Origin of the sequence: Actinoplanes subtropicus, assembly GCF_000721705.1 — a bacterium.
Taxonomy (GTDB): Bacteria; Actinomycetota; Actinomycetes; order Mycobacteriales; family Micromonosporaceae; genus Actinoplanes; species Actinoplanes subtropicus.
Genome location: NZ_JOJL01000034.1, coordinates 1 through 22,654, shown reverse-complemented (window position 1 = coordinate 22,654; position 22,654 = coordinate 1). Strand labels below are relative to the sequence as shown.

16 protein-coding genes and 1 pseudogene are annotated in these 22,654 nt (G+C 63.9%); 14 read left to right on the top strand and 3 right to left on the bottom strand.

All coding sequences use genetic code 11. The features are described from left to right. Positions 1-44 precede the first annotated feature (44 nt). The 8 genes from IH26_RS0139205 to brxL are packed head-to-tail and all read left to right on the top strand — an operon-like array spanning position 45 to position 13,429. On the top strand, positions 45-773 hold the full coding sequence (locus IH26_RS0139205; RefSeq protein ID WP_211268833.1) for a BrxA family protein: 729 nt from the start codon (positions 45-47) through the stop codon (positions 771-773). Continuing rightward, positions 770-1,345 (top strand): BREX protein BrxB domain-containing protein, encoded by a 576-nt coding sequence (locus tag IH26_RS0139200; protein ID WP_030441359.1) that lies wholly within the window; start codon positions 770-772, stop codon positions 1,343-1,345. The genes IH26_RS0139205 and IH26_RS0139200 overlap by 4 nt, the downstream gene beginning before the upstream one ends. Before the next feature lie 15 nt (positions 1,346-1,360). Continuing rightward, on the top strand, positions 1,361-4,903 hold the full coding sequence (gene brxC, locus IH26_RS0139195) for a BREX system P-loop protein BrxC (protein WP_030441358.1): 3,543 nt from the start codon (positions 1,361-1,363) through the stop codon (positions 4,901-4,903). A 24-nt stretch (positions 4,904-4,927) separates the two neighbouring features. Then, a complete protein-coding gene (locus IH26_RS58765) occupies positions 4,928-5,554 on the top strand; it encodes a hypothetical protein (RefSeq protein ID WP_157437600.1) in 627 nt (208 codons plus the stop codon). Positions 5,555-5,584: 30 nt separating this feature from the next. After that, positions 5,585-6,745 carry an Eco57I restriction-modification methylase domain-containing protein gene (locus tag IH26_RS60365; RefSeq protein ID WP_157437599.1) on the top strand — a complete coding sequence of 387 codons (1,161 nt, stop codon included), beginning with the start codon at positions 5,585-5,587 and terminating at the stop codon, positions 6,743-6,745. Continuing rightward, positions 6,745-8,823 carry a BREX-1 system adenine-specific DNA-methyltransferase PglX gene (locus IH26_RS60360; protein WP_157437598.1) on the top strand — a complete coding sequence of 693 codons (2,079 nt, stop codon included), beginning with the start codon at positions 6,745-6,747 and terminating at the stop codon, positions 8,821-8,823. Before IH26_RS60365 ends, IH26_RS60360 begins: the two co-directional genes overlap by 1 nt. Then, positions 8,823-11,360, top strand: a complete 2,538-nt coding sequence (locus IH26_RS0139180; RefSeq protein WP_030441356.1) for a PglZ domain-containing protein — start codon at positions 8,823-8,825, stop codon at positions 11,358-11,360. Before IH26_RS60360 ends, IH26_RS0139180 begins: the two co-directional genes overlap by 1 nt. A 26-nt stretch (positions 11,361-11,386) precedes the next feature. Then, a complete protein-coding gene (brxL, locus tag IH26_RS0139175) occupies positions 11,387-13,429 on the top strand; it encodes a protease Lon-related BREX system protein BrxL (RefSeq protein ID WP_030441355.1) in 2,043 nt (680 codons plus the stop codon). Positions 13,430-14,073: 644 nt separating this feature from the next. Here the strand turns inward: brxL and IH26_RS60355 are convergent. Continuing rightward, the gene (locus tag IH26_RS60355) at positions 14,074-14,493 is read right to left on the bottom strand and encodes a hypothetical protein (protein ID WP_157437597.1); all 420 of its coding nucleotides are present in this window, start codon (positions 14,491-14,493) and stop codon (positions 14,074-14,076) included. 279 nt (positions 14,494-14,772) lie between these two features. On the opposite strand from IH26_RS60355, the gene IH26_RS0139165 reads away from it, so the two are divergent. The 3 genes from IH26_RS0139165 (at position 14,773) to IH26_RS0139155 (ending at position 18,093) form a co-directional block, all read left to right on the top strand. After that, positions 14,773-15,042, top strand: coding sequence for a hypothetical protein (locus IH26_RS0139165; protein WP_030441354.1), 270 nt, complete (start codon positions 14,773-14,775; stop codon positions 15,040-15,042). Continuing rightward, the gene (locus tag IH26_RS0139160; protein ID WP_030441353.1) at positions 15,035-15,646 is read left to right on the top strand and encodes a DUF6879 family protein; all 612 of its coding nucleotides are present in this window, start codon (positions 15,035-15,037) and stop codon (positions 15,644-15,646) included. Before IH26_RS0139165 ends, IH26_RS0139160 begins: the two co-directional genes overlap by 8 nt. 65 nt (positions 15,647-15,711) lie before the next feature. Further along, a complete protein-coding gene (locus IH26_RS0139155) occupies positions 15,712-18,093 on the top strand; it encodes an ATP-binding protein (protein WP_211268832.1) in 2,382 nt (793 codons plus the stop codon). On the opposite strand, the gene IH26_RS0139150 is transcribed toward IH26_RS0139155, so the two are convergent. Beyond that, positions 18,083-18,949, bottom strand: a complete 867-nt coding sequence (locus tag IH26_RS0139150) for a methionyl-tRNA formyltransferase (protein WP_211268831.1) — start codon at positions 18,947-18,949, stop codon at positions 18,083-18,085. The two genes, IH26_RS0139155 and IH26_RS0139150, sit on opposite strands and share 11 nt — an antisense overlap. A 348-nt stretch (positions 18,950-19,297) precedes the next feature. On the opposite strand from IH26_RS0139150, the pseudogene IH26_RS64755 reads away from it, so the two are divergent. The 3 genes and pseudogenes from IH26_RS64755 to IH26_RS0139140 form a co-directional block, all read left to right on the top strand. Beyond that, positions 19,298-19,768 (top strand): annotated as a pseudogene (locus IH26_RS64755) (site-specific integrase); the annotation flags it as partial. A 770-nt stretch (positions 19,769-20,538) separates the two neighbouring features. Further along, positions 20,539-21,048, top strand: a complete 510-nt coding sequence (locus IH26_RS63445) for a tyrosine-type recombinase/integrase (RefSeq protein WP_342668339.1) — start codon at positions 20,539-20,541, stop codon at positions 21,046-21,048. Beyond that, positions 21,045-21,665, top strand: a complete 621-nt coding sequence (locus IH26_RS0139140; protein WP_245665887.1) for a histidine phosphatase family protein — start codon at positions 21,045-21,047, stop codon at positions 21,663-21,665. The genes IH26_RS63445 and IH26_RS0139140 overlap by 4 nt, the downstream gene beginning before the upstream one ends. A 104-nt stretch (positions 21,666-21,769) precedes the next feature. On the opposite strand, the gene IH26_RS0139135 is transcribed toward IH26_RS0139140, so the two are convergent. Then, a complete protein-coding gene (locus tag IH26_RS0139135) occupies positions 21,770-22,393 on the bottom strand; it encodes a DNA topoisomerase IV subunit B family protein (protein WP_030441349.1) in 624 nt (207 codons plus the stop codon). Positions 22,394-22,654: the final 261 nt, after the last annotated feature.

Sequence of the window (22,654 nt, the reverse complement as noted above, 5' to 3'; positions counted from 1 at the left end):
AGAGAGCGAGCGTGGCATCGTCGTTCACGGTCGTGAAGGGGACCATGATCGACGAGACTTATGCGGTCTTGGCGGGCTGGGACTTCGAGATGTCGAAGAAGGCCAACCTTGATCGGCTACGCGCCGAAAACTTCATCGGCGCCAAGAGCGTGACCTGGCTGCGTGATGTGGCCAAGGTGATCAACAGGCGTTTCGACCCTGCCGGCCGCGACCGGCCACTCGTGCATCTCGCGAAGAGTGGCTGTGATCTCGCCGAGTGGAAGCCGATCCTGCTCTGGCACATGACCCGCGACGAGTTCCTCGTCCGAGACTTTCTGCAGAACTGGCTCTACCCGGCCTACGAAGACGGTGCCTTCCGGATCCGACCGGACGATGTGCTTTCCTACTTGGCGGAGATCGACAAACGCGGCGCCCAGATGGAGCACGCCTGGACCGAGGCGACGACCAAGCGTGTCGCAAGTGGGCTGTTGCGGATCGCGGCAGACTTCGGCCTAGTGCGCGGTGGTGGGATCAAGGAGTTCGCTTCCTACCATCTGCCGGAGCGCAGCTTCCTATATCTCCTTCATGCGTTGCGCGACCAACGCATCACACCTGCCAAGATCACAAGCGCGTCGGACTGGCGGCTGTTCTTAATGGTGCCGTCAGATGTTGAGCAGGAGATCTACCGTCTGCATCAGTTCAAGAAGCTGGACTACCAGGTCGCGGGTAGTATCGTCCATCTCTCTCTTCCCTGCGAGAGTTCGGCCGGATACGCCGAAAGGATGGTGGCGTGAGCACGCTCGACGAGCGCCTGCGGAAGTCGATTGAACCTATCCTTGAACAGAATGACCCAGCTGCGGCGGGGTTAAGCGCCTATAGCGATATGCCCTGCGCGCTGTTCGTCTACGACCCCGAGGAAGAGTTTCGCCTGCGTGTGCAAGTCGCGATGCTCGAGACCAGGTTGTCCCAGAAGGGCAAACGCGTCCGGCGTATCTCTCTCGCCGAGTGCTTGGACGAGGCCATGCGCTCCCAGCGCCCCCTTGACCAATGGTTCGAAGCGGAACGCGCGGCTGGCGCCGAGACGGTGGTCGAGACAGTCCATGCCGTTCTCTGGGAGTACTCGCCCCTTGTCGACCACGTGGCGGCCAGGATGCCAGAGAACCCGGACCCGACCCGCGATATCGTCCTGATCCTGCGTGCCGGTGCGCTGTTCCCGATGTACCGGACCTCGGCGTTGCTCGAACAGCTCAAGGGCCACGTCCACGTGCCGACGGTGCTGTTCTATCCGGGCCGTCTCGACGGCACCTCACTGTCTTTCATGGGCGTTCTTGACCCCGAACGCAACTACCGACTCAAGGTCTTCTGATGGGGGCGATGCCTTGTGACGATTAGGACCCTGTTCGCGGGGGACATCGACCGGAAGATCGAAGAGGTCATCAAGGTCGACCAAACCAACGAACAGATCATCCGCGACGAACTCAACGAGTACGTCGTCACGGACGTGATCCGTGGGCACTACACGGAGATCCTCGACACCTACCAGGAGACGCCGAACAAGCCGCATGAGGGGATCGCTGTCTGGGTCTCGGGGTTCTTCGGCTCGGGCAAGTCGAGCTTCGCGAAGATCCTCGGTCTGTCCATCGAGAACCGAATGATCGACGGCAAGGGCGCCGCGGAGCGGTTCGCCGACCGAGCCGGCGGGGACAACCGGTTGCGGGTGTTGTTGTCCACCATCAGCGAGCGGATTCCCACACACACCGTGATCTTCGATGTCTCCACGGATCGAGGCATCCGCAGCGGTAACCAGTCCATCACCGAGATCATGTACCGGCAGCTTCTGCATAGCCTCGGCTACGCCACCGACCTCGATCTTGCGGAGCTGGAGATCACGCTGGAAGAGAAGGACGAACTCCCGAGATTCGAGGCGGAGTACGCCCGAATCTTCGGCAAAGACTGGAACGAAGAGAAGGGAAAGGTGGCCTTCTCGGCCAGCGAGGCCAGCCAGGTCATGCACAGCCTGCAGCCTCAAACCTTCCCGATAGCGGACTCATGGGTCCGCGCGGCCAAGAACCGAGCCGACATCACACCGGGCAAGCTCGCCGATCGTGCAACCGAGCTGATGAGACGTCGACGGCCGGGATACACACTCCTGTTCGTCATCGACGAAGTCGGCCAATTCGTCGCCCGCGATGTCCAAAAAATGCTCGACCTTCAAGCGGTGGTCCAACAGATCGGCGTCAAGGGCCGCGGCAAACATTGGATCGTCGTCACGTCCCAGGAGAAGCTCGACGACCTCGTGAGCGGCCTGGAGGGAACAAGGATCGAGCTCGCCCGCCTCAGAGACCGGTTCCCGCTGCAGGTGCACCTTGAGCCGTCCGACATCTCGGAGGTAACCAGCAAGCGCGTGCTAACCAAGAACGCCGCAGCCGAGACAAGCCTGGGCAAGCTCTTCGACGAGCACCGCGCCCGGCTCACCCAAAACACCCGGCTCACCGCCGAGATCCGACTGCCGGAACTGACCCGGGACTCATTCACGAACCTCTACCCGTTGGTCCCGTACCAGGTCGACCTCATCATCCAGATCGTGTCCGGCTTACGCACCCAAGGCGGGGCGAATCGGAGCGTCGGCGGTGCCAACCGAACCATCATCAAGCTCGCGCAACAGCTGCTCATCCACCCTGCCGTCAACATCGCCGACCAACCGGTGGGGAGCCTGGTACGCCTCGACCAGATCTACGACCTTGTCGAAAACAACATCGGGTCCGAGATTCGGGCAAAGATCGCCGCGATCCCGCGCGAACTGACCCACCCTTACGCCCACGCAGTTGCCAAGGCGATCTGCCTGCTGCAGTACGTACGCAGTGTGCACCGAAGCCCGGAGAACATCGCCGCAGCGTTGGTGAGCAGGGTCACCGGCGACTCGCCGCTCGCCGACGTGCGGGAGGCGCTTGAGGAGCTGGAGCGGACTCACAAGGTCCGCCGCGGCGATGACGGCTACCGCATTCCGACCCCGGCTGAGGATGACTGGGAGCGCGTCCGTAACCGCATCGCACCCCAGCCAGGCGACGCACATCGCCTCTACGTCGAGCTCCTGCAGGAGTTCTGGAAGCCGCAGCCGACCTTCACCCTTGCCGACGCGAAGATCTTCAAGGCCGGCCTGGCCATTCATGGTCGCGAAGCCAGGGGTGGTGACCTCGTCTTCTCGCTTCAGCTCGCCGACGAAGGCGCAGAGTTCGAGTCGTTAGCCTACGAGTTGCGATCCCGCAGCAGGCAGCAGACCGAGAACGTCTTCTGGGCGGTGCCCTTGAGCAGGGCGATCGACCACGAGATGGTCGAGCTATTCCGATCCCGCAGGATGCTCGAACACAAGGAGCGCGAGACCAAGGGCGAAGACACGCCGGCGCTCATGGCCGAGGAGCGCTCACGACTCCGCACGCACCAGAACGAGTTACGCCGCCTGCTCAGGACCGCATGCCTCAGCGGCCGAGCCTACTTCCGAGGGAACGACCGAGGGCCGAGCGATGGCGTCGCCGACGTCGGCAAGGCCGCCACGGAGATCCTCGGTGCCGTGCTCCCGGATGTGTACCACCGATTCAGTGAGGCCGCAGCCAAGGCGACGGACGCCCGCAAGGGCGCCGATGCCCTGTTGACCGCCCACAACCTCCAGGGACTGCCCGCGGTGTTCAGGGACCTCGGCCTGGTCCGCACCGACGGCGGGACGACCACCTTCATTGTCGATGGTGGACCACTACATGAGATCCTCCAGCGCATCGAAGACCGTGCAGAGTATGGCGACAATGCCAACGGACGCTACCTCGAGGCTGAGCTGAGGAAGGAACCCTACGGCTGGGACTTCGAAGTCGTCCGACTGCTCGTCCTCGCGTTGATGCGAGACGAGCGGATCGAGGCAACCAGCAAGGGTCACGTCCTCGATCCGCTCCCGAGCCCGGAGTCCAAGGACGCCCTCAGCAACAACAACCAGTTCCGGCAAGCATCCTTCAGGCCCCGCCGTGGCATTGAGACCAAGGACAAGCTCCGCGCCGCCGAGGCATTCCAGGACACGTTCGGCCGCGAGGTGACTGACATAACCTCGTCAACGGCCATCGTCGATGAGATCCGTCGTCAGATCGACGACCATCAGGATTCGGTTAGCGAAGCGCGAGACCTCCTACTCCGCCATCGCCTTCCCGGTGAAGGTCCGCTCGAAAAGGCACTCGGCGAGATGAAGGTCATCAAGTCTGGCACCACCGACAGCGCGATCCTGGCCTTCAACGCCAGCCACCGCGTCATCAAGGAGGCGATCCAGCGCGCCGGCGAACTGCGCAGTGCGCTGACGGAACTCCGCCTTCACGATCTTGCCCGAGCCCGTCGTGCCATTCGTAACATGTGGCCAGTACTGCGCAGCGAGCCGACCCTCAAGGAAAATCTGGAGGACCGAGCCGCCGAGCTCACGGATCTCCTCGAACGGGAGTCGTTCTTCCGAAGCCTGCCCGAGATCGATCAGCACGCCCAGGCCATCGAGGCCGAGTACCAACGGCTCTTCGAGGAGGCCCAGCGGGAGCGTATTAACGCCTACGCGGCCGCGTACAAGGAGCTGACCGACGAACCCGGCTGGCACGACCTGCCCGAGGAGACGCGGCAAGACCTCGCCGGGCCCCTGCTCGCAGGACGACTACCCCAACCGGCAGACGCTCCGATCTCGCTGCTCCGTTCCGAACGCGACGCCAGTGAAGCCAGGCTGCGCGCTGCAATCTACCGCATGCAGCAGATTCTCGAAGGCGAGCGGCTCGTCTCTCTCGACATCCGCCCCTTCTTCACCGGCGGGATCGAGACGGAAGAGCAGTTGAAGGCGGCGCTGGACGGACTACGCGAGGAAATCCTGGGCATGATCGGCACCGGCAAGAAGGTCGTGATTTCCTCATGATCCGGACAGCGGTCAGGTGTCGACGTGGATAGAGCTGCACGTGGTCTCATCGAGTCCGCAACGCAACGAGCACGACGGCTGCTAGGGGAGGACTTCGCCGCCCAGCTCGAGGGGGAGTTCGACGTCCTCGTGAACGCGGGGAACTTGCGCAGCGGCGGCGGACACTTGAGCCCGGCTCAACGTCGGCTGCGCGAACGGATCGTCGCCGCCATCGAGCACAAGCAAGCCGCCGGCCTGGCCGCAACCGATGCCATAGCCGACTACGTGCGGGACGCCGCATTCACAACCTTGAACCGGTTCGTAGCGCTGAAGATGCTCGAGGTGCGGGGTCTGGTCCAGCCGTGTGTCAGCAAGGGCGAGTCTTCATCGGGCTACGCCGAGTTCACGATGCTGGCCACAGGCCTGGCAACACTGCCCAACGGCTACCGCATCTACCTCGAGTCCGTCTTCGACGAGCTGTCCACAGAAGTGAAGGTGCTGTTCGATCGCCGCGACCCGGCATCCGCGCTGTGGCCTAGGCGGCCGGCGCTACTGCAGCTCCTGGAGATCCTCAACGACGGTGAGCTCGCGGGCGTCTGGGCCGAAGACGAGACCATCGGCTGGGTCTACCAGTATTTTAACGGCGCCGAGGAACGCCAGGCCATGCGCTAGCAGAGCCAGGCGCCACGCAACAGCCGCGAATTGGCCATACGCAACCAGTTCTTCACTCCTCGCTACGTGGTCCAGTTCCTAACGGATAACACCCTGGGGCGCATCTGGTACGAAATGCGAGGCGGTGACACTGCACTCAAGGATCGCTGCGAGTACCTGGTCCACCGCTCCGACGAACAGCTTCCCCACCGGCCGAAGAAGGACCCGCGCGACATCCGAATCCTTGACCCGGCGTGCGGCAGCGGCCACTTCCTCCTCTACTCATTCGATCTGCTAGCTGCAGTTTACGAGGAGGCCTACGCCGACCCCGACAGCCCACGATGCCAGGCAACGGGCCGCAACATCGCACAGGACTACCCCGATCCGGATTCGCTACGCGCCGCGATACCCGCATTGATCTTAGCGCACAACCTGCATGGCGTGGACATCGATCCTCGCTGCGCACAAATCGCCCAACTTGCGCTCTGGATGCGAGCTCAGCGGGCCTATCAAGATGCCGGCTTACCGCGCGGGGCTCGTCCCGAAATCCGCCGCTCAAATGTGGTTGTCGCTGAACCACTTATTGTTGACCATGCCCTCGCCAACGAATTTGAGAAGACCCTAACGAACGATGACCTGCGCAACGCATTTCGCGAACTCGTAAACGCTATGAGCCTCGCGGGCGAACTCGGTCTACTCTCGCGCGTCGAGTCCCTCCGGGCGACGCCACTTAAGGACGGGTATGCAGGTGACCTCTTCGTCTCCTCGCAAGATCGACTCCAGGAGGCACTTCATCGCTACGCCGACGCCGACATGACACGCATCAACACACGTCGGCGACTCTTCGCCGACGATTCAGCTCAGGGTCTTGGCCTAATCGCCATCGCGACGGCAAAGTACGACACCATCCTCATGAACCCGCCATTCGGCGCCTGCACCAAACGCGCGAGGCCAGAATTCGAGAAGGCTTATCCCCGCGCAAAGAATGACATCTATGCGGCCTTCGTTGAGCGCGCCATCGAGTTGCTGGCGCCTCGCGGGAGGCTCGGTGCCATTACCTCCCGGACCGCATTCTTCCTCTCAAGTTTCCGGGTGTGGCGGGAGGAGATCCTCCTACGAAAGTCACCTCCGGTGGTTTTCGCGGACCTGGGCCGCGGCGTTCTGGATGGTGCGATGGTCGAAACCGCTGCCTACTGCCTGGAGGCGCGCTGATGACCATCTTCGTGAGACTCCTCGATGCGCCAGTACCGGAAAAAGCGCGAATCCTGGCTGAAGCGATTGGGCGGCGCCGTGAGCCTGATCGCGATACGGATGGTGCGAGCCGCCGCACTTTCATCCTGGACTCAGATGAATTTTATAGCATGCCTGGAAGTCCTTTTGCATATTGGGTCAGCGATGGCATACGGAAGTCCTTTTCGAAGCACCCTCGCTTGGCTTCCGGTGGGCGGGTCGCGCAAAGGACAAATTCGGTTGACGACAACTTTCGATTCGCGCGCCTGCATTGGGAGATTGGTTCGGATGGATCCGGCCTTATGTGGTTCCCCTGGTACAAAGGCGGCTCATATTCTCCCTACTACTATGACCCGGATACCGTGATCTGCTGGGACCAGTCGCGTGGAACGTATCCTGGGTTCATCGGTACGCCGAGCCGACCGCTCGAACGACCTGCGAGTGCAGATCTGTTCTTTCGGCCTGCACTGACGTGGCCCTTGAGGACGAACGGACTCAGTTTTCGTGTACTCCCGCGCGGTGGCATATTCGGTGCTAAGGGATCCGCGATGTGCCTGGAGGGCGACAGCCCTGAGGATCTATTCGTTCTTCTCGCTATTGTCAACTCATCCGCCTTTCGCTATCTTGTCTCGGTTCAGACGGCGAGGACCGAACTCGCCCAGTCGTACGAAGTCGGTCTTATTCAACAAACGCCGGTACCAGTGGCGCCGCAGGGGACGGCAACAAGGTTGTCCACACTCGCGCGACGTGCATGGTCATTGGCAAGGGCGCTCGACACCGTAAACGAGACCTCGCGCGCGTTCGTCTTGCCCGCCACGCTGATCAGTCGGTCGCTGCCATTCGACAGGGAACGGATCCAGAGCGAACTCTTGAGCATTCAGGCCGAAATCGACCACCAAGTCCTTGCCCTCTACGGGTTTGGTCCTGCGGAGCAAGGCGAGATAGCTGCATTCGGCGTTGGAGCCATGACGAATGGTGGCTCCGCTGACGCAGTCGAAGAGGACGGAGACGACGATAGGCGCGACAATGCGCAGAACTCCACATCGGCACTGCTGTCCTGGCTCGTGGGTGTCGTATTCGGGCGGTTCGACGCCAGATTGGCGACCGGGGAGCGGATCCTGCCCCCTGAGCCGGAACCGTTCGATCCGTTGCTGACCGCGTCGCCGGGCATGTGGCGTGACGGCGATCCGCAACTGGTTCGGTCACCGGACATCTTAGTCGACGATGAAGGACACCAACACGACGTCGCCGCGCTCGTTGCGGGAGCTGCCGACGGCGTTGGTGTGACGGCTCCCGAGACTTCTCAGTTGCGGCGCTGGCTGGCGCGGGACTTCTTTACCCTCCACATTCGGGCGTACTCGCGGAGCAGACGGAAGGCTCCGATCTACTGGCAACTGGCCACCCGCTCCGCGAGCTACTCGGTTTGGGTGTACATCCATGCCTTCTCCTCAGACACGATGTTCCGGATACAGGACGATTACATAGTGCCGAAGCTCCGGCTAGAGGAGCAGCGTCTCGGACGGCTGCGTGCGGAGGCCGGCGAAGGCGCATCCGCTGCTCAGCGACGTGCGATCGCCGAAAGGGAGGCCTTCGTCGATGAGCTACGCGCTCTGCTCGCCGAGGTGCGACGAGTCGCTCCGCTGTGGAGCCCAAGCCTCGACGACGGCGTCATCATCAATTTCGCGCTGCTCTGGCGGCTCGTGCCGCACCACAAGCAATGGCAGAGGGAACTCAAAGCGACCTGGGACGCGCTGTGCGACGGCAAATACGACTGGGCACACCTCGCGATGCGCTTCTGGCCTGATCGGGTCGTTCCCAAGTGCGTGGTAGACCGTAGTGTCGCCGTAGCTCATGGCCTCGAGAATGTCTTCTGGGAACAGGATCGCGACGGCAAATGGAGCCAGCGCAAGGAACCCATCCATGACGTCGATGATCTCGTCCGTGAACGGACATCGAACGCTGTCAGGGCGGCCTTGCATGATTTGCTTAATGCCCCTGCGGGCGTTAGTCGAGGAACGGTCGGCCGGCGTGCCACAGGAAGAACCCGCGGAGGTCGCTGATGCACCCGCTTTACGAGTATCTCGCTGGGCAACTGAGTAGCCAGGTACGCGCGCGCCGGGTGGTGGTCTGGTACGACCACCGCCGCGAGTTCATCGGGTTCGTCAACGAGCTCCGCGGCGGTGAGCGCGTTGACGAGCGAGCGGTCACAGTCAAGCTGAATGGCGCGGACATTCAGCTCATTGAATCAGCCAGCTCGATGTTTGAGGTGCGCTTCGCGGTGGAGCCGCTAGTCAGAGGTGACACGCCTGAGCCCGTCGTGATTTACCTGCCCGGGGTAACTAAGGAACCTACATCCGTGCTGATGGAGCTGGAGAAGGGCGGCATCTCCTGGACTCCTGCGCTGAGGCACCTCGCGCGGAATCTGCTGCTGAAGACGCAGACAGTCGGGACTGTTGATAGCTTGCTGGCAGAGGACCGGAAGCTGACCTACGCTGATCTTTCCAGCATCGCGGCGGACCAGGGTTCGTCCGGGCCTTCACTACTGCGCACCATCGTTCAAATACGGGATGACGATAATCTGATTGCCGAGTGGCTGGCCTCGGAGACCTATGACGAGGAGATTGCCGACAAGGCCGCGGTCGGTGAGCTGGTCGCGCTCATAGGGTCATCTCTTGGTCTGGGCCTTCCTGAGGATGCGGAGCTCGCACGTCTGCGCGCGCACACCCTTCGCTACGTCCTTGGCAGCGAGTTCCGTCGTGATCTCTCCTGTCCCCCGCCTGCGACTCTCGATGGTGTACCGGTGCCGGCGACGCAGCGCGAGGTCGACGCCGTACGCCGGATCGCGCAACGGCTCCGAATGAAGCACCGCGAGGCGTACCCGTCGCTTGCCGACCGGGTTGAGGACGAGTTGGGTCTGCGCAATGCCCCGCTTCCGCCAGAGGCGCTTGGCTCTATCGACACCTTCCGTTTTGAGGAGCAGGTGCTTCTGCGCCACTGTCACGATCTTGTTTGTGCGGGCAGCCTCGAGGATGCGCTCGCGACCGCTGAGCCGAGGGAGAACAGCTTCTGGCTCGATCGCGACGGGGAGCGCAAGGCGCAGTGGCGGGCGGTCGTGTACATGGCAGACCTCGGGCTTCAAGCGGCGCGTGTCCGGGCCGAGCTCCCTTTAAGCAGCGGGGACGCCAGGGTTTGGGTCGACCGCTATATCGCCGATGATGGCTGGTACCGCCTTGACCAAGCTCAACGCCGGATGGAGGCGTGGCTGACGGAGCTTGACGAGGTGCCGGAGCGACCGGTCGGCATCGTTAGGCAGGCGTACGACGAGACCTGCCGGGCGATGGCGGAGGGTTTCGTTCGCGCGCTCGTCGCATCGGGGTGGACGGTGAGCGGGACGCTGCATCAGACCAAGGTGTTCAGCGAGATTTTGGCCCGGCAGCCTCGTCCCGTCGCCTACATCTTCGTCGATGCGATGCGCTTCGAGATGGGCGCCGAACTCAAGGAGCGGCTTCCGAATACGTCCGAAGTATCCCTGCGGGCCGCAATCGCCGCACTTCCCAGTATCACGCCCGTGGGAATGGCGGCCCTGCATCCGGGAGCCGAAACGAGCTTCTCGGTGGTCGAGCGCAACGGTCGACTGGGCGCACAAATCGGCGACGTATTCCTACCGGATCTACCCGCCCGCCAGAAGTTCGCCGCATCACGGATTGCCGGGCTCGTCGACCTCAGCATGGATGAGCTGCTCGCCATGGCGCCGTCGAAGCTGCAGCAGACGGTGAAGGCGGCGCAAGTGGTCATCGTTCGATCGCAAGAGATCGACCATGCCGGCGAAGCTGGTTTCTCCTTCACAGCACGCAGGATCATGGACACAGTGATCGGCAACATTGCCCTGGCCGTCCGGCGACTGGCAAACGCCGGCATCGCCCAAGCCGTAATCAGTGCGGACCACGGGCACCTGTACTCCGCATCCGACCGGGACGAGTCAATGCGGGCGGACAAGCCCGGCGGCCAGGAGGTCGACCTGCATCGGCGCTGCTGGATCGGTCGAGGCGGAACCAACCCGCCAGGCAGCGTGCGCGTGAGCGGCTCAGATCTCGGCTACACCAGCGATCTCGACCTCATCTTTCCCCCAGGCGTGAGCGTGTTTCGGGCAGGCGGAGACCTGGCATTCCACCACGGCGGTCCAACACTGCAGGAGCTGGTCATCCCAGTACTAACCGTCCGTACCGCCACGACCGCATCGGCACCGCAAGCGCAGGCCGCAATGACGGTCGACGGCGTCCCGGCGACAATCACCAGCCGCATCTTCTCGGTATCGGTCTCGCTTGGCGGCGGACAGCTCGACCTGCTCGCGGAGACGCGGCTCGTGCGACCAGTGCTGCTGGCCAGCGGCCAGCAAGTCGGTGCCGTCAAGATGGCCGATGGCGGCGACCTCGACGAAGCCACCGGTAACGTACGTGTGAAACCCGAACGCCCGGTTAGCGTGTGGTTCATGCTCAGCGCTGATGTCACGGCGCTACGCCTCGTGGTGCTGGACCCGGCCACCGACGCCGAGCTATACCGGTCACCGGCAGACATCCCGGTGAGCCTGCTGATCTAACGCGAACTGGTAAAGCTTGGAGAACGATGGGCAACCCGCAGACCCTTACGCGCGAGGTGCTTGGGCAGAAGGTCAACCGGTACTTCGCCGGCAAGGTTGTGCGCAAGGACCTCGTCCGCAAGGTCAAGGTCGGCGCCAACGTGCCGGTCTTCGTCCTCGAGTACCTGCTCGGGAAGTACTGCTCCTCAACAGATGAGATGGCCATCCGGATGGGTCTGCAGGTTGTCGAGGAAACGCTCGCCAGCAACTACATCCGAGCTGATGAGTCGATGAAGGCGCAGGCGACGGTCAAGGACCGAGGCCGCCATACGTTCATCGACAAGGTCAAGGTTCGCCTCGTTGACTCAGACTATTGGGCCGAGGTCACCAACTTCGGCCACAAGAACGTCCACGTCCCGGAGCACTACGTCCGGGAGTACGAGCGCCTGGTTATGGGAGGTGTCTGGGCCCAAGTCGACATGCGCTTCGAGTACGACGAGGAGTCGAGGGGAAAAAACCCCTTCTGGATCGAGAGACTTACCCCGATTCAGATCGCCACCTTCGACCTCGCCGAGTACCGGGAGGCCCGGGCCCAGTTCACCACCGATGAGTGGCTCGACCTCATGATCCGCAGCATGGGCTACGAGCCCGATGCGATGTCCCGCCGGTTGAAGATGCTCTTCCTGGTCCGGCTCATCCCGCTCGCCGAACGCAACTACAACCTCGTCGAACTCGGCCCGCGCGGCACCGGCAAGTCCTACGTGGTGCAAGAGATTTCGCCGTACTCGGCTCTGCTTACGGGGGGCACCACCGTGGCGAACCTATTCGGCCACATGACTGGTCGGCAGAAGGGCATGGTCCAGATCTGGGACGTCGTTGGCTTCGACGAGGTCGCGGACCTGCAGAAGATGCCCAAAGAGGTCGTCACCACAATGAAGACCTACTGCGAGTCCGGCACGTACCAGCGGGGCCAAGAGGCCGTCTCCGGCGATGCCAGCATCGCCATGTTCGGCAACACCAATCAGCCCGTCGACGTCATGGTGCAGACCGGTCACCTCTTCGCGCCCATGCCTGACATCATCCGCGACGACATGGCCTTCATCGACCGGTTGCATTTCTACCTGCCAGGCTGGGAAATCCCGAAGATGCGCAATGAGCTCTTCACCGACGGCTACGGCTTCGTAGTCGACTACCTGGCTGAGGCTCTGCGCGACCTGCGTAAGCACAACTACACCGAGATCGTCGACCGGTACTTCTCGGTCGGCACACACCTCAACGCCCGCGACCGTAAAGCCGTACGCAAGACAGTCTCCGGCATGGTGAAGATCCTCTACCCGCATGGGGAAGTCCCCCGGGACGATCTCGCCGAGATCGTCGAACTCGCCCTCGAAGGGCGGCGGCGAGTCAAAGAACAACTCAAGAAGATGGGTTCGTTTGAGTACTACCAGACGTCATTCAGCTACACGGACAACGAGACCGGCGAAGAGCACTTCGTTGGTGTACCGGAGCAGGGTGGCCGCGACCTCATTTCTGCCGACCCGCTCTCGCCGGGTACGGCATACAGTGCCGGGGTGACCTCGGATGGGACTGTTGGGCTTTACCGCGTCGAGGTCTCGATTTCCGCCGGCGCTGGGAAGCTCAAGCTCGCCGGAGGTGTCACGGGCCCCATGAAGGAGGCCGTTCAGCGGGCCTTCAGCTACTTGCAGACCCACAAGAGCGAGATCGGGATCGCACGGGACTTCGACACATCTGACATCCACGTCGAGGTCATCGACCTACTCAACAATAAAGTCGCCGCCGAGCTAGGGGTCGCCTTCTTTATTGCGGCCTACTCTGCCATACGACGAGGACCGATCAGCCCCGCGCTGCTTATCTTGGGTGACATGAGCGTGCAGGGTAACATTAAGCCCCTGCGCTCGTTGGTCGAGCCGCTGCAGGTCGCGATGGATAACGGCGCGAAGCGTGCGCTTATCCCGATCGAGAACAAGCGCAACTTCCTCGATGTCAGCGCCGACATCATGGAGCACGTCGATCCCATCTTCTATGGCGACCCAAGGACTGCGGCAATCAAAGTGCTCGGCGGCCCTTGATTGCCTACGGGTCAGAAGGTCTAAAGTCGACTCCACGCTGGCCATCGGTCGCTCGACCCATGGAGCACACATCGAGCGAATCCGCGGCAACCGCAGCGCTCGTGATGGGTGTTTCCGTAGGTAGTTCGCGTGGATTGGAGAACGCGTCCACATTAGGAAACCGATGCTCACCCGGGCCCACCATCGGGGAACTGTTCGCGGTCGCGCAGGCGCCGCTGTCGGAGGAGGAGCCGCTCGAGACCGGCACCTGGCTGAACCGCAGTTGATCGCTGCAGCCAGGTCCCGGTCCGGATGAACCGCGACTCGGTTCCGGTGCGACTGGTTGGTCGGTAGGTCCGGGTCCATCTGCACGTCTCTCACCTGGTCATCCATGAAGGCCGGGTCGAGGTCGCCCGGCACGGCCGATGATGACCAAGGGCGGCGTCCGGCCTCGATCTGGACCACCTGGAAGCGCTGGTCGGCAAGCCCGGTGCGCTGCCCGGCTCGACCGCGCTTGAGCAGGGCCGAGCCGCCGGGAAGTTCTCCCCTGGTCCACGACGTCTGGTGGAAAGCCGTCCGCAAGGCCCACGGCGACGCTGCCGGTCAGAAACGCCCGATTTATTGCTTTCAGGGTGGTTGAGGTTAGCCTGAGGTTCGCTGGGCGGTCAGGGCCTTGGCCCGGGGTCGTGTGGGCTAGCGCCTCCGAACGAGATGCCACCTTGGATGTCGCGGGCCTGAACCACATTGCCCCCGACCGGGCCGGAGAGGTTGTTCACGACACCCCCCGGGCCTGCCTCCAGGTGAAGAACGAGGTCTTGCCAGAGTCGCCGGAGTTCATGATCAAACGCCGGGTCCTCGGCTGCCGCCTGCGCAAGCTCTTCGCGAAGTGACTCGAGGCGAGTGCCATCTGCCGGATCGGCCTCGGCCTCAGTGAGAGCCGCCTGCGCCGACCCGCTCCCTTGGAAGCGGCGCTTCACTAGCCGTGCCAGCGCGGTGAACGCGGCCCGGCCGGCCTCGGACAAGCCATCGGTCGCCTTCGTTGCCACCATCAGCGCAATCGATGCGAGAACATCCTCACCGGCCATCGTGACTCCCGCCTCTCCGGCAGCCCGGACATATGCAAGCGTAGATGCATACTCCGGCCGATCGGGTGCTCGGGTCAGCATCCCGACGCCAGGCGAACTCGCCACGTCTCGGACCTGGGGTCGGTTGATCGCAATAGTTACTCTGTGTGCGGATCGATTTGGTCGACGAAGCGAGTCTTATTCGAGGGATCGCGCCGCCGTCAGCACGTTTGACCCTCATTAATCGGTCATGATAAGGTTACTGAGAGTAATACTGCTGCTTGGGCGGTGAGGGGAAGCATGACTGGAAAATGGAAAGCTGATTCCTCGGCGTCATTCTTGCGACGGTTGGGAAAGTCGTCGCACGAGCTCGGGCAGACATCTGGCGACGGCAGCTGCCCGGATATCTGGGAGCTCGACAATGGCGACGTCGTGGTTATCGGGGCGGACCTGACTGCATCGTATGCGGCGCGACTGCCGGAGGGCGTCAGCGTCGATCCTGGTGAGCGTCTGGTCGTGATCCCCCGCGCGACGATCCTCGCCGCCAAGGCGGACATTCCGGATGCATGATCTTTTTGGCGGCGCGAGGGGCGAGCGGCTGGAGCTGGACGCCTACTACGCCGACTTCGATGAGAAGCTCTGGTCGACCTTGGCTCCTGGCTTCTGGAAACTGGAACGTCAGCAGTTCTTCAAGGAGCCCGGAAACGCAAGCTGGGAAGCCTTCGCGAAAGGCGACTGGCAGGAGTCGATGCGCATTATCGAGGCCGAGCGACCGGGCATGATCGACTACTATCGGAAGATTGAAGAGCGCGGTTTCGTCAATCGGCGGGTCCGCGTGGTGGAGCAACCCATCATTCCCTACCTTCAGTGGGAATTGCATGTCTTGCGAATGCGCGATCAGTACGGCGGAAAGGTTCGGATCGTCACCGGTGAGCAGGTCGCGGACTTTGAACGCGACGCCCCGCTACCGGAGATCTACACCCACGGGACCATGGTGATGTACCAGGCCGTCTACGACGACGACGGAGTTCTGGAGTCCGCGCGCCGATTCGTCGATCGTGACCTCGTGGTGCGCTGCCAGAGGTTCATCCAGGACTTGTACGAGATCGGCCAGCCGCTGGAGCCGTACTTCAACGAGCATGTCGCGGTCCTCCCGCCGCCGCGGCAGCCGTAGCCGTCGTTCCCCTTGATCGGAACGCAGTGATGTCCACGGACGAGCCCACCGACCAGGACGGCACGGTGTGGCACGGCAATCGCCTGGCGGCGTCCGGCGCCGCGGGCGACGTCGTGCAGGCTCGTGATGTGCACGGAGGTGTGCATTTCCATCGGCCAGGACCGGGGGCCGAAGCCCCGTTCGCGGTGAGGCCGTCGCAGTTGCCGGGCGATGTCCGGGGTTTCGTCAACCGGCACACGGAGCTGGCTGACCTCACCGGCGCGCTGACCGGTGACCCTGAGGAGCCCTTGGCTGCCGCGGTCATGGTGATCACCGGCACGGCTGGGGTCGGAAAGACCTCCCTGGCTCTGCACTGGGCGCACAGCGTCCGCCAGCAGTTCCCGGATGGCCAGTTGTATGTCAACCTGCGCGGCTACGACCCGGGAACGCCAGCGGTGCCCGACCAGGTGCTGGACCGCTTCCTGCGCGACCTCGGCGTCCCGGCCACGGCCATTCCGGTCTACCTGGAGGACCGCGCGTCGCTGTACCGCTCGCTGCTGGCCGACCACCGGATGCTGGTGATCCTCGATAACGCCGCGACCGCCGAGCAGGTCCGGCCACTGTTACCCGGGACGCCCAACTCCCTGGCGTTGGTGACCAGCCGCAGCCGACTCTCCGGGCTGATCGCCCGGCACGGCGCCCTCCGGGTCGGGGTGGACATCCTGCCGGAGGACGACGCCGTTGCTTTACTGGGAAACGTGACCGCACGGTACCGAGCCGACGACCAACGCCACGAGCTGGTGGAGTTGGCGCGGCTCTGCGCCCGGTTGCCGCTGGCGTTGCGGATCGCCGCCGAACGCGCCGCCAGCCGACCCATGATGCGCCTCGACGAGCTCATCGCCGACCTGCGCGACGAGTCGGGACTCTGGGACGCGCTGACCGCCGAAGGCGACGACGACACCGACGCCGTCCGTACGGTGTTCGCCTGGTCCTATCGAGCCCTGCCGGAGCCCGCCGCGCAGCTGTTTCGCCTCCTCGGCCTGCACCCCGGCAACGACTTCGGCCTCCCCGCCGCGGCAGCCCTGGCCGGCATCGACACCAAACCGGTCCGCCAGCAACTCGACGTGCTGATCGGCGCGCACCTGCTCGAACAGCCCGCGCCCGGCCGGTATCAGTTCCACGACCTGCTGCGCGCCTACGCACTGGATCAGGTCCGCCTCCTCGAAACCCCGCACGCCCAAACCGAGGCGTTGCGTCGAGTGATCGGCTGGTATCTGCACACCGCCGACGGCGCCCAGTCCCGCATCGCCCCCTTCGACCGATACCACCTGACCGAACCCGTACCTGCGGAAGTCCACCCGCTGACCTTCGACAGCTACGCGACCGCGCTGCACTGGTACCAGACCGAGGCCACCAACCTCGTCGGCGCGACGCGGGCCGCCGCCGAGGCAGGCCAGCACACGCTCGCCTGGCAGCTCGCTGCGGTTTTGCGCGCGATCTACATCCACCAGAACGCCTTCGACGACTGGCTGACCACCAGCCGTATCGGTGTCGACTCGGCCGCCCGCGCCGGCGACCGTGCCGGCCAAGCCGAAGCCTGGGAAAGCCTCGGCAAGGCATACTTCCAGTCCCGCCGCCTCGACGAAGCCGAAACCAGCCACCGCGCTGCGCTGGATATCCGCCGGGAAATTGGAGACCGGTTCGGGGAAGCCAAGTCCATCAACGCGCTGGGCCTGATCGGTCTGCGCCTCCGCCGGCTCGCGGACGCCCGGTCGTTCTTCGATCAGAGTCGGGCGATCTTCCACGACCTCGGCGAACGCCGCTGGATGGCGCTCATGCAGAGCAACCTTGCCGAGACGCTCTGCGAGCTACAGCAGCCGCAGGCCGCCGCCGAGATCCTTGATGAGGCGCTGACGGTGTTTCGCGAACTCGGTGACCACTTCGGCATAGGTAACGCGTTGTTCCTGCTCAGCTGGGCACAAAGAGATCTCGGTGACATCGCCGGCGCGCGCGTCGCCGTGGATCAGGCCCTCACCGTCGCCGAGGATGACGAAAACCAGGTATGGCAGGCGCACTGGCTGGTCGAACTGGGAAAGGTCCAGCGAGCCGCCGACCAGCCCGCCGACGCGCTGGTCTCCTATCAGCGGGCGGCAACGATCCAGCGCCGGCTCGGCGACCGCAGCCGCGAGGCCTTCGCGATCGAGGGGGCGGGCCAGGCGTACGAGCAGATGGGCCGCGTCGCCGAGGCGACGGACTTCTACCGGGTAGCCGCGGACACTTACCGCGAACTCGACGACCGGTGGAGCCTGGCCCGGTGCCTGCACCACCTCGCGAGGGCCCTCGACCGGCATGGCTCCCGGGAGCAAGCCAGATCCTCTTGGGAGCAGGCACTTCCCCTCCTCGCGGACTTCGATGACCCCGAGGCCAGCGCGCTACGCGAGCGCATTACCCGAGCACTCAGCAACTGATAGCGGGCGGCTGCGCGGGTGCCGACTCCACGATCCAGATCGGCGCATCAGCACACTGCACCCGGATGCCGTCCGCCGATTCCAGCCGGGTCCGCAGCACCTTCAGCCACCGACCGCCGACCTCGGCAACAGGAGCATGATCCGGCCCCATGAAGCCGAACATCCGCACCTGGTTGTGCACCTGCACAGCGGTCCGCGACCAATCCACCACCGAGAACTCGGGCTCCACGAACCCCGCGTAGGACGCGCCGGCCTCATCCTGCGGAACCCCGGTAAGACCCTTCGCTACCTGGTCCAACGCGGCCGTGAGCACCTTGTTGAGGACAGGCCTGACTCGCTGCCACAACCGCTGCGGAGTGACGTCCTCCTCCAGCGCGATCCCACCCCGCTGAGCAAGGATCGGACCGGTGTCGAACTGCTCGTCCATCCGATGGACCGTCAACCCGATCTCCGTGTCACCGTTCCGGATCGCCCACAACACCGGCGCCGGCCCCCGGTACCTGGGCAACAGCGACGAATGAACATTGATCACACCCAACCGAGGTGTACGCAACACGGACACAGGCAGCTTCCAGTTGAAGCCATAGACCACCAGCAGATCCAGCCGATATCCGACCAAGCCGTCGGCCAACCCTTCAGCAGTACCGGGCAGCAGCAGATCCATGCCCGGCGGCAGCGCCTCCATCACACGACCGGCGACCGCCGCCGCGCGAGCGTCCGTCCGGCCTTTCGGCTTCATCGAGCGGCAATAGACGTACGCGACGGGCTGGTGGCCCGCCCCAACACAAGTGCTGTGGAGCGCTGCGAACTCATCGATGCCGAAAGTCGCAAGGGCAACACGCATCGGAGCGGCCACGCGTGTGACACTACCCGCTCGCAAAGCAGTGCCTCAGCGCCGGAACTCGAGTCACAGCGAACGATGGACGAATTCGACAGGGATGATCTGGATGACTTGTCGCCGTGAGTTGGTCCGACGTCGCGCCCGCGAGCGTACGAGACGCCGCGCGCCCGGCACCTTAGCCTGGCTCACTCGCCCATGACTATCAGCGCGGCGCTCGGACTGGTGTTGTCACTCGTTTGAGCAGCAGGTACGGATGTACCTTCTCGTGTCCTTGCTGCCCTTCTACCCTTTTAGGGTGATTGGATGGTCTTCTAGGTGGAGCCCAATCGCGCGGCTTAGGCGCCTACCCGGGAGTAATTTCTCATGTCACGGGGATTGCCGTTCAAGAGTTGCTCTTGTCGTGATGAGAACAGGAACAAGATCGGCGCTGCATGTCCGCGGCTGCGACGTGCCGGTGGTGCGTGGAGCGCCGCCCACGGCACGTGGGGCTACCGGATTGAGCTGCCGGTGCAGCCCGAGGGTAAACGGTGGCAGTTGCGACGTTTTGGTTTCGCTACCCGTGAAGCGGCGCTCGTTGACCGTAGCCGCGCACAGTCGCTGCTCGAACTCGCTGGTGACGACAACGCAGTCGGCAACGAGATCGCGCGCATGCTCAGGGACACCAAGAGCGGTCGGTCGTTTCCCGATCGGGATGTTGTAGCCCGCCGCGTCCGCGCGGGGCTCGTGGCATCTGCGGCGATGACTGTGGGTGACTACCTCTGGCAGTGGCATGCCAGTCGTCGCAAGATCCAAGCCACCACGTTGGTCAGTTACGAGAGCCATATCCGTGTTCATCTCGTGCCGCACCTTGGTCACATCCCGATCGATCGGCTCCGAGTCGGTCATCTCCAGTCGATGTTCGACAGCATCAGCGACCGCAACCTCCAGATCGACATCGCCCGCTGCAGCGATGACGTCCAGGTCCGGGAGTCGGTCAAAGGTGTCCGTAGGACGGGCCCGGCAACGATGCAACGTATCCGTGCGACCGTGCGCAAGGCCCTCAACGATGCGATACGCACCCATCGACTCATCGAGTTCAACCCCGCCGCGTACGTCGAGTTGCCGTCGGTTCAAGCACCGAGGGCGAGGGTGTGGACCGCCGCCGCCGTACAGCAGTGGAAGGAGACGGGACTACGGCCCAGCAGCGTCATGGTGTGGACACCCGAGCAAGCCGGCGCGTTCCTCGATCATGTCGAGGACCATGACGCCTTTGTCTACCCGATCGTCGTTCTCATCCTGCACCGGGGCCTGCGTCGCGGCGAGGCGCTCGGCCTGCGCGAAAACGACGTCGACCTGGCGGGTAGGACCGCCACGATCGCTCAGCAGCTCACGACCGTCGGCTATGAACCTGTGATCAAGGTCGTCAAGAGTTACGCCGGTAACCGCATCATCGCGCTCGACGCCTCCACGACCACGGCGTTACGCATCTACCAGCAGCGGCGGGAACACCGGCGGGCCGACGCTGCCTGGCCGAAGACCGAGTTGTTCTTCGTGCGACCTGACGGTCGCCAATGGCATCCTGAACAGGTCAGCGATCGCTTCGAGCGACTCGTCGCAGATGCGGGCTGCCGCCGATCCGGCTGCACGACCTACGGCACTGCGCCGCGACGTTCCTCAAGGCGTCCGGATCCGACCTCAAGGACATCCAGGAGGTACTCGGTCTCTCGAGTATCACCGTCGCGGCGAACACCTACACCTCGGTCGTGCACGAACTCGAGTCCGAACGCGCCAAGGCCGAAGCCGCCTCTGCCTTGGTACCACGCCGATCAAGTGCCGCAGCCGGCACACGTGCGAGCCAGCCGCACGAGAACGACCCAGGTGGGCCGGAGGCAACACCATGCGAACCGACCGTCGACCATCGCCGGCGACCCGATCTCGTTGAGTCCACGCACTTCGCGGCGGGAATGAGCCCTTCGTTGACGCCGACCCTCCCGCGTCGGGCTTGGCCGGTCACGGCCCACGTGGCGAGCGCGTCGGCCCATCCGTACGTCGGCATGTACGGCAGCTCTTGGTGCACTCGGTGGGCTGAGGAGTCGAGTGCACATTGGCCGGAGCGAGTGATCCATGCGTCGTGATCTATCGTGCTGGCCATCCATCAGCGATCGGAGGGCAAGCTTTGACTGTCCGCACACGGCTGTATCTCGTCCGCCACGGCGAGCAGGACCCGGCCACCGGCCACAGCCGGAACGGAGGTCTATCGCGGCTCGGCCGCGATCAGGCCGACCGGCTTGGCCGGCGGCTTCGCACGGTGCCCTTCTCCGCGGTCCACCACAGCCCGCTGACCCGGGCGGCTCAGACCGCCGACATCGTCGCCGGCCATCTCCCGGACGTCGCACGCCACGAGTGCGATTTCGTGAGGGACCGCACCCCGGTGCCCTCCGCGGGACAGCGGGACAGCTATCCGGACCGGTGGCTCGACTGGCTCGACGGCGTACCCGACGACGAACGCGATGAGGACGCCATCGCCTTGCGAGCAGCGGTCGACCATTTCGGCGTCATCGGCGAGGAAGACCGACACGAACTGCTGATCACCCACAACTTCGTGATCGGCTGGTTCGTGCGCCACGTCCTGGACGCCCCCGACTGGCGTTGGATCGGCCTCAACCAGGCCAACTGCGCCATCACCACCGTGCAATGGGACTCCGACCGGCCACCGACCTTACTCAGCTTCAACGACACCGGACACCTGTAATGCGACGGCGTCCGCGTGTTCGCCACCGAGCGCCAAGACAACACGGACAGTGACTGCAAGTAGTCAGGCTCGCGCACCATTCGCGGCGGACCCGGACGTTCGGATCAAACGTACCGGTGTTCAGCTGACCGAATGCCGTTCCGATGGTCTCGGACCACTACCTCGCCGGGCCCGACCGCATCAGCGCAGTACGGGCCGTGCACGTCGAGCGCCGCGATGTCGTTGGTGATGACGGCCGGCCCGAAGAAGGCCGGATCCAAGACGTACGCCACCCGGGTGCCGGCGCCCGCGGGAGCCAGGAACCGCGCCGGAGGTTCGGATGGCTGCAAACCGGCAAGCGCCTGCCGGAAGCCTTGGCCATCTCGCCAGACCTCGACATGGGTCTGCGAACTCACCGCCGCGGCGGCAGCGCTCAGCCAACGATCGGCAGTCAACAGGCTGTTCTCGTAACCGAGCCTCGGCACGTCCTGGCCCGTCAGGGTTTCCGCCTGGTCGTCGGTGACCGAGAAGACGAGATCAGCGGTGATATCGACGACGACATGCGGCACATGGCTGCCGGCCACCCGCGCCGCCGGATGGAACGCGTGGCAGGCGACCGCGCACACCACCTTCGTCGCCAGCCGCCGATCACCCGGACCCACCCCGAAGTACATGCCAGGCCGCTTACGCACACCATCTTCCATCGACAGGACCGTGAGATCTGCCGCGGTGTAGCCGAGTTCCGCCACCCGTCGACGCTATCCGAGCCGACCCGAGATCAACAGCTACCCGAGGAAGCGCTGACGAACGGCGGCATCCGAAGCACGCGAACCCGACCAAAGACCTGAACGCAACGTGACAGACGCACCCAGCGTCGCCCTCGATCGGCGGGAAATGAGGAAGGCATCCGAGCACGGCCGTTTCAAGATCATGAGTTTGGTGTGAGTGCCGCGTCGCGGTCTGGCCACAGTGGCGTGTCGCGGGGCGTGATGGGAACGAAGCTCCGGTAG